Source organism: Nocardioides sp., assembly GCF_030655615.1.
Lineage (GTDB): Bacteria > Actinomycetota > Actinomycetes > Propionibacteriales > Nocardioidaceae > Nocardioides.
On record NZ_JAURVJ010000196.1, the window covers coordinates 1 to 6991 of the forward strand.

6 protein-coding genes are annotated in these 6991 nt (G+C 71.8%); 2 read left to right on the plus strand and 4 right to left on the minus strand.

The window, feature by feature from the left end; genetic code table 11:
- Positions 1 to 27 precede the first annotated feature (27 nt).
- Positions 28 to 324 carry a co-chaperone GroES gene (gene groES / locus Q7T52_RS16555; protein WP_140009667.1) on the minus strand — a complete coding sequence of 99 codons (297 nt, stop codon included), beginning with the start codon at positions 322 to 324 and terminating at the stop codon, positions 28 to 30.
- Positions 325 to 521: 197 nt separating this feature from the next.
- On the opposite strand from groES, the gene Q7T52_RS16560 reads away from it, so the two are divergent.
- Both Q7T52_RS16560 and Q7T52_RS16565 read left to right on the plus strand, forming a co-directional pair.
- Positions 522 to 1691 (plus strand): class I SAM-dependent methyltransferase, encoded by a 1170-nt coding sequence (locus tag Q7T52_RS16560; protein ID WP_304804420.1) that lies wholly within the window; start codon positions 522 to 524, stop codon positions 1689 to 1691.
- Between the two features lie 71 nt (positions 1692 to 1762).
- Positions 1763 to 3934, plus strand: a complete 2172-nt coding sequence (locus Q7T52_RS16565; RefSeq protein WP_304804422.1) for an MMPL family transporter — start codon at positions 1763 to 1765, stop codon at positions 3932 to 3934.
- Here the strand turns inward: Q7T52_RS16565 and Q7T52_RS16570 are convergent.
- From Q7T52_RS16570 to Q7T52_RS16580, 3 genes are all read right to left on the minus strand, one after another.
- Positions 3931 to 4557 (minus strand): MBL fold metallo-hydrolase, encoded by a 627-nt coding sequence (locus Q7T52_RS16570; protein ID WP_304804424.1) that lies wholly within the window; start codon positions 4555 to 4557, stop codon positions 3931 to 3933. The two genes, Q7T52_RS16565 and Q7T52_RS16570, sit on opposite strands and share 4 nt — an antisense overlap.
- Positions 4557 to 5657, minus strand: a complete 1101-nt coding sequence (locus tag Q7T52_RS16575; RefSeq protein WP_304804426.1) for an S-(hydroxymethyl)mycothiol dehydrogenase — start codon at positions 5655 to 5657, stop codon at positions 4557 to 4559. Before Q7T52_RS16575 ends, Q7T52_RS16570 begins: the two co-directional genes overlap by 1 nt.
- 549 nt (positions 5658 to 6206) lie before the next feature.
- On the minus strand, positions 6207 to 6875 hold the full coding sequence (locus Q7T52_RS16580) for an HNH endonuclease signature motif containing protein (RefSeq protein ID WP_304804428.1): 669 nt from the start codon (positions 6873 to 6875) through the stop codon (positions 6207 to 6209).
- Positions 6876 to 6991 lie beyond the last annotated feature (116 nt).

Genomic DNA, 6991 nt, shown 5'->3' on the forward strand with positions numbered 1-6991 from the left:
CCGGCCGCTGGCACACGACCCGATGCATCAGGAGACGACGGCGAGGACGTCGCGCGCGGAGAGGATGAGGTACTCCTCGCCGGCGTACTTGACCTCGGTGCCGCCGTACTTGCTGTAGATGACCTTGTCGCCGACCGACACGTCGACCGGGATGCGGCCGTCGCCGTCCTCGTTGGAGCGACCGGGGCCGACGGCCACGACCTCGCCCTCCTGGGGCTTCTCCTTGGCGGTGTCCGGGATGACCAGGCCGGAAGCCGTGGTCTGCTCGGCCTCGAGGGGCTTGACGACGATCCGGTCCTCGAGAGGCTTGATGTTGACCGACACGATGTCGACCTCCACTTTCCGTGTTGCTGTGGGCTCGGGGCGGCTTGCGGAGGTACGCCGTCGCGGGGGTCGTACGTCGCAAGCGCTGGCACCCTCGGGTCGAGAGTGCCAGTTCCGAAACTAGCACTCCCCCCGTTCGAGTGCCAGGAGGGTCCGGCCACGACCGTCGCGGGGGCGGTGCCTGCGAGGATCGCCGCGTGGACCTCGACGCCTTCCGGTGGCTGCTGACCGACGACGGCCAGACGCTGCTGGCGACGGCGACCGGGCTCGCGGGCGGCGACGAGCTCGCCGTCCAGGCCGCGCTGCGGCGGCAGGCGGCGCCCGAGCACGTCGCGGCGGCCCTCACCCAGGTCGGCCTGCGACGGCGCGCCGAGCCCAAGCTCGGGCCCAGCGCGGCGCGGATGTACTTCACGCCCGACGGCCTCGAGCAGGCCACCCGGCTGACGGTCGCGCGCCACCGCGCGGGGCGCCTCACGGCGTTCGGGACCAGGACCTACATCGACCTCGGCTGCGGCATCGGCGGCGACCTGGTCGCGGCGGCCGAGGCCGGCATCACCTGCGTGGGCATCGACCTCGACCCCGTCCGGGTCGCGGTCGCCGAGGCCAACCTGGCCGCCCTCGGGCTCCCGGGTGCGGTCAGCGTCGCCGACGCGACGCGGGTCGACACCTCGCCCTTCGACGTGGCCTTCGCCGACCCGGCCCGGCGCACCGGCGCGGGGCGCACGTTCCGCGTCGAGGACTGGACGCCGCCGTGGACCTTCGTCGAGACGCTGCTGGCGCGCGACGCGTGCGTCAAGGTCGCGCCCGGCATCCCCCACGCGCTCGTGCCCGACGGCGTCGAGGCCGAGTGGGTCAGCGACCACGGTGACGTCAAGGAGGCGGCGCTGTGGTCGGGCCGCCTGGCCACCGTCGCCCGCCGGGCGACCGTCATCGGCGACGGCGGGCTGGCGACGATCACCGACGAGGACGACCCCGGGGCCGCGTCGGTCGGGGTGCGGGCGGTCGGCGAGTTCCTCTACGAGCCCGACGGCGCCGTGGTCCGGGCCGGCCTGGTCACCGCGGTCGCCGCCGGCGTCGACGGCGGCCTGGTCGACGAGCACATCGCCTACGTCACCTCCGACTCCTCGTTCCGCACGCCGTTCGCCCGCGGCTACCGCGTCCTCGAGGAGCTGCCCTACCGCGAGAAGCAGCTGCGCGCGGCCCTGCGCGAGCGGGGCGTCGGGCGTCTGACCATCAAGAAGCGCGGGGTCGACGTCGTCCCCGAGCAGCTGCGCAAGCGGCTCGCCCTCGAGGGCGACAACGAGGCCACGATCGTGATGACCCGCGTCGACGGCAACGGCACCGCGTTGCTCGTCCAGCCGCTCTGACCCGTCCCGTCACCGGATGTCAGACCAAAGTTGGTGGTCATGCCCAGCCGGGTGTCAGTAGCGTGCCGACGGTGTTCAGTGCTCTCGGTCGTCTCGCGTCCCGTCGTCCCTGGTACGTCATCGCCGCCTGGGTGGTGTTCGCCGGTCTCGTGATCGCCCTCGCCCCCCAGCTGGAGACGACGAGCGACCAGTCGGAGTTCCTGCCGGACAAGTACGAGTCGATCCAGGCGGCGGTGGCGCAGTCGGACGCGTTCCCCGACACCAACACCACGGTCGGGGCGATCGTCGTCTTCGACCGCACCGACGGCGAGAAGCTCACCGACGACGACATCGCGCAGGCCAACGAGATCATGGCGGGCGCCGGGAGCGACCTCGGCGACGCGCTCGACGCGGTGCAGCCGCTCGACCCGAGCAACCCCGACGTGCTCGTCGCACCCTCCGAGAACGGCCAGATCGCCTTCTCCGTCATCGGCCTCGCCGAGGACGCCACCGGCTACGACCCCTCCGAGTTCGACTCCGTCACCGACCTGCGCGAGGCGCTCGACGAGGCGACCGAGGGGACCGACCTCGAGAACGGCGTGACCGGCCCGCTGGCCCAGAGCTATGACAGCCAGGAGGCGTCCGGCGACGCGTTGGCCATCGTCGGCGCGGCGACCATCCTGCTCATCGTCGTCCTGCTCGCGTTGATCTTCCGCAGCGTGATCATCACGCTGATGCCGATTGTCATCGTCGGCCTGGTGTCGGTCGTGGCCAACGGCCTGATCGCGACCGCCAACAAGCTCTTCGACCTGCAGGCCAGCGCCGACGTCGAGGTCATCCTGCTCGTCGTCCTCTACGGCATCGGCACCGACTACATCCTGTTCTTCCTGTTCCGCTACCGCGAGCGCCTCCGCGAGGGCGAGGAGACCCGGCCCGCCGTGGCCCACGCGCTGGAGCGTGCCGGCGAGGCGATCGCCTCGGCCGGCGGCGCCGTGATCGTGTCGTTCATGGCGCTGGTGCTCTCGTCGCTCGGCATCTTCCGCGCGATCGGACCGGCCCTGGCCATCGCGGTCGCGGTCACGCTGCTGGCCTCGCTGACCCTGGTGCCGGCCGTCGTGGCACTGCTCGGCCGGGCGCTGTTCTGGCCGTCGAAGAAGTACATGGTCGAGCCGACGTCGGCCCGGTTCGCCGCCGCGGGCCGGTCCCTGGGCCGCCACCCGGCCCGCTACGCCCTGGCCTCCGGCGGCGTGCTCGCGATCCTCGCGGCGTTCGCCTTCACGTTCTCGCCGACCTTCGACCTGGGCGGCTCGGGCCTGCCCGACGACGTCGAGTCGACCGTGGCGACCAACAAGTTCTCCGACAACGTCTCGGCCGGTGCGAGCGACCCCGGCTACGTCGTTCTCACCTCCGACGACGGCGGCGGGGTCGATCAGGCCGGCGCCCAGGCGGTCGCCGACGCGGTCGGCGAGGCCGACGGGGTCGCCTCGGCCACCCTCGACCAGCCCTCCGAGGACGGGTCGGCCTACGCGATCACGTTCCAGCTCGACGCCAACCCGGCCTCCGACGAGGCGATCGAGGCGGTACGAGGACCGGTGCGCGACGCGGCCCACGACGCGGCACCCGACGGCACGACGGCCTACGTCGGCGGCACCACGTCGATCTTCGTCGACTTCCAGGCCGCGATGAACCGCGACTACGCGGTCGTCTTCCCGGTCGCCGCGATCATCATCATCCTGATCCTGGCGCTGTTGCTGCGCAGCCTGGTGGCCCCGCTCTACCTGATGGCCTCGGTCGGCCTCGGGTTCGGCGCGACCCTCGGCGCGACGAGCATCGTGTTCGAGGGCATCAAGGGCGACGACGGCCTGATCTTCCTGCTGCCGATCTACATCTACCTGTTCGTCGTCGCCCTCGGCACCGACTACAACATCCTGATGATCGCGCGGCTGCGCGAGGAGGTCCGCGAGGGCAAGGACCCCCGCGAGGCCGCCTCGCAGGCCGTGCGCCACGCCGGCCCGACGATCGCCGCCGCCGGCGTCATCCTCGCCGGCACCTTCGCGTCGCTCATGCTGGGCGGCAACTCGCTGCTGGTCTCGATGGGCTTCGCCATCTCGTTCGGCATCTTCGTCGCGGCCTTCGTGATGAGCATGTTCTTCACGCCGGCCGTGACCGCGCTGATCGGGCACCGGGCCTGGTGGCCCGGCCACGGCGACGAGAAGCGTCCCGAGAAGGGGCCGGACCTCGAGAAGGAGCCGGCCTCGGTCTAGCCCTCCAGGCCCAGCGCCTCGCGCTCGGCACCGATGGTCGTGTCGTCGCCGTGGCCGGTGTGGACGACCGTCTCGTCGGGGAGGTCGAACAGCTTGCTGCGGATCGACGCCTTGATGACGTCGGCGTCGCTGAACGACCGGCCGGTCGCACCCGGGCCCCCGTTGAAGAGGGTGTCGCCGGTGAAGACGCAGCCCAGGTCGGCGGCGTACAGGCACACGGCGCCGGGCGCGTGGCCCGGTGTGTGGATGACCTGGAGGGTCGTCCCGCCCACCTCGACGGTGATGCCGTCGGCGAGGTCGAGGTCCCAGAGGTAGTCCTCGCCGTGGGTGAGGTCCCACAGCGGCTTGTCGTCGGGGTGGAGCATGATCGGCGCGACGACGCGCTCGCGCAGCGCCGGGGCGACCCGCGAGTGGTCGTCGTGGGCGTGGGTGAGCACGATCGCCTTGACCGTGCGCTCCCCCACCAGCGCCATGATGTCGTCGACGGAGTGGGGCGCGTCGATGACGACGCACTCGCTGTCGTCACCCACGACCCACAGGTTGTTGTCGACCTGGTGGGTCTCGCCGTCGAGCGAGAAGGTGCCGCTCGAGACGGCGTGGTCGACCCGCGTCGTGCCGGCCATCAGACGATCACGACGCTGCGCAGGACGTCGCCGCCGTGCATGCGGTCGAACGCCGCCTCGACGTCGTTGATGCCGATCTCCTCGGTGACGAACGCGTCGAGGTCGAGCCGACCCTGGCGGTAGAGGTCGACGAGCATCGGGAAGTCGCGCGACGGCAGGCAGTCGCCGTACCAGCTGGACTTGAGGGAGCCGCCGCGACCGAACAGGTCGGTCATCGGGAGGTCGGGGATCGTCATGCCCGGGGTGGGGACACCGACCAGGACCACGGTGCCCGCCAGGTCGCGGGCGTAGAACGCCTGCTTCCACGTCTCGGGTCGCCCGACGGCCTCGACGACGACGTCGGCACCCTCGGCACCGGGGTAGGTCTCGGCGCAGATGCGCTTGATCTCCTCGACCGGGTCGCTCGCCGACGAGTCGACGGTGTGGGTGGCGCCCATCTTCTTGGCCGTCTCGAGCTTCTTGCTGTCGATGTCGACCGCGATGATCGGGCTCGCCCCGGCCAGCGCCGCCCCGGCGATCGCCGCCACGCCGACGCCGCCGCACCCGATGACCGCGATGCTCCGACCGCGGGTGACCTGGCCGGTGTTGATGGCCGCACCGATGCCGGCCATCACGCCACAGCCGAGCAGGCCCACCGCCGCCGGCCGCGCCTCGGGGTCGACCTTGGTGCACTGCCCGGCCGCCACCAGGGTCTTCTCGGCGAACGCGCCGATCCCGAGCGCGGGCGTCAGCTCGGTGCCATCCTCGAGAGTCATCTTCTGGGTGGCGTTGTGGGTGGCGAAGCAGTACTGCGGCTCGCCCCGGTTGCACGCGCGACAGTCGCCGCACACCGCGCGCCAGTTGAGGATCACGAAGTCACCAGGTGCGACGGACGTGACCTCGGCACCGACGGACTCGACGATCCCCGAGGCCTCGTGGCCCAGCAGGAACGGGTAGCTGTCGCTGATCCCGCCCTCGCGGTAGTGCAGGTCGGTGTGGCACACCCCGCACGCCTGCACCTTCACCACGGCCTCGCCCGGCCCGGGGTCCGGCACGTTGATGGTGACCAGCTCGACGGGGGCTCCCTTGGCCTTGGCGACGACGGCCTGGACCTGCTGCATGCGTGCTCCTTGAGTGACGGCGGTGTGACGACGTACGGGGTCGGGTCCCATGCAACCGCACCGGTCAACCGACCGGACGACCCGGTCCACCACTGGACACGACCACGAGGCCGGGTCGGGTGGGTCGGCTGCGGGGATCTCGACCAGGCCCCACGGTCGTCGAGCCGGTCGGCGCGCTGGCGCCGTCCGTCTCGAGACCCCCGCAGCCGGTACGCCGACCGGGACCCACGGCGGTCGAGCCGGTCGGCGCGCTGGCGCCGTCCGCGTCGAGACCCCCGCAGCCGGTACGCCGACCGGGCCCGCACCACGGTGGTCGAGCCGCGGGGACGAAGTCACCGCCGCGTCGAGACCTCCGCAGCCGGTACGTCGACCGGCCCACGGTGCTCGCCGAGCCGCTCGGCCCACTGACCGGGTCGGATCTGGTGGGTCGGCTGCGGGGATCTCGACACGCCGGGCCGTAGCCGGCCCGACGGCTCGATCACCGTGTGGGTCGCGGTCTGGGCGTGCCGATGGCCCCGCTGCCTGGTGGGTGCGGGGTCGTCGGGGCGTTCAGGGTCGTCGACGTCGTCGGTCGACGAGGTAGGTGATCCCGGTGGGGCTGGTCCACTCGTAGAGCCCCGGTTCGACGACCCGGTAGGACCAGTGGCCGTGGGTCTTCGCGCGATGGTGCCGCCGGCACAGCATCGCGAGGTTCTCAACACTCGTCGGGCCGCCTGCGTCGAACGGGACGATGTGGTCGAGGTCGACGTGGCGGCGGTGGCAGCCCGGGAACACACACGTCCCATCGCGCAGGCGCACTTGTTCGCGGATGGCCTCGGTCGGGCGGTAGGCCTCGGTCACTGGGTTGGTGTTGAGGTCGATGACCGGCCTCACCGTCACCTTCGTACCCGCGGTCTCGCACCACTGACGGACCTGCTCGAGCAAGACCGGGGACCACGTGTTGTCCACGAACCCCGGACGGGCGGCAGCCGCGGCGTCGAGGTGGACGTGGAGCGTCACCCCACGTCCCGTCCCACCCGTCGTCTCGGAGAACTCGAGGTCGAGCGCGAGCTGGTGGCGGCCCATCTCACCCAACGCCTGGGAGCGGCGCTCGTCCAACGTCTCGGTGGAGCCGAGGTCGGCCAACGCCTGGGCGCCGGACCTCAACGCGGCTTCGAGGTCGACGGCGTCGGCGAGATCGAGGGTCGCGGAGACCTCGACGGTCCCGGTGGTGGACACCCCGCCGAGGTAGACGTCCGCATGCCTGGCCTCAGCGGCTGCCTCGCGGCGACGTTCGGCCTCGAGGGGGTCGTGCTGGTCACGCGCAGCGTCGACGGCGCGGTCGATCTGGGCGA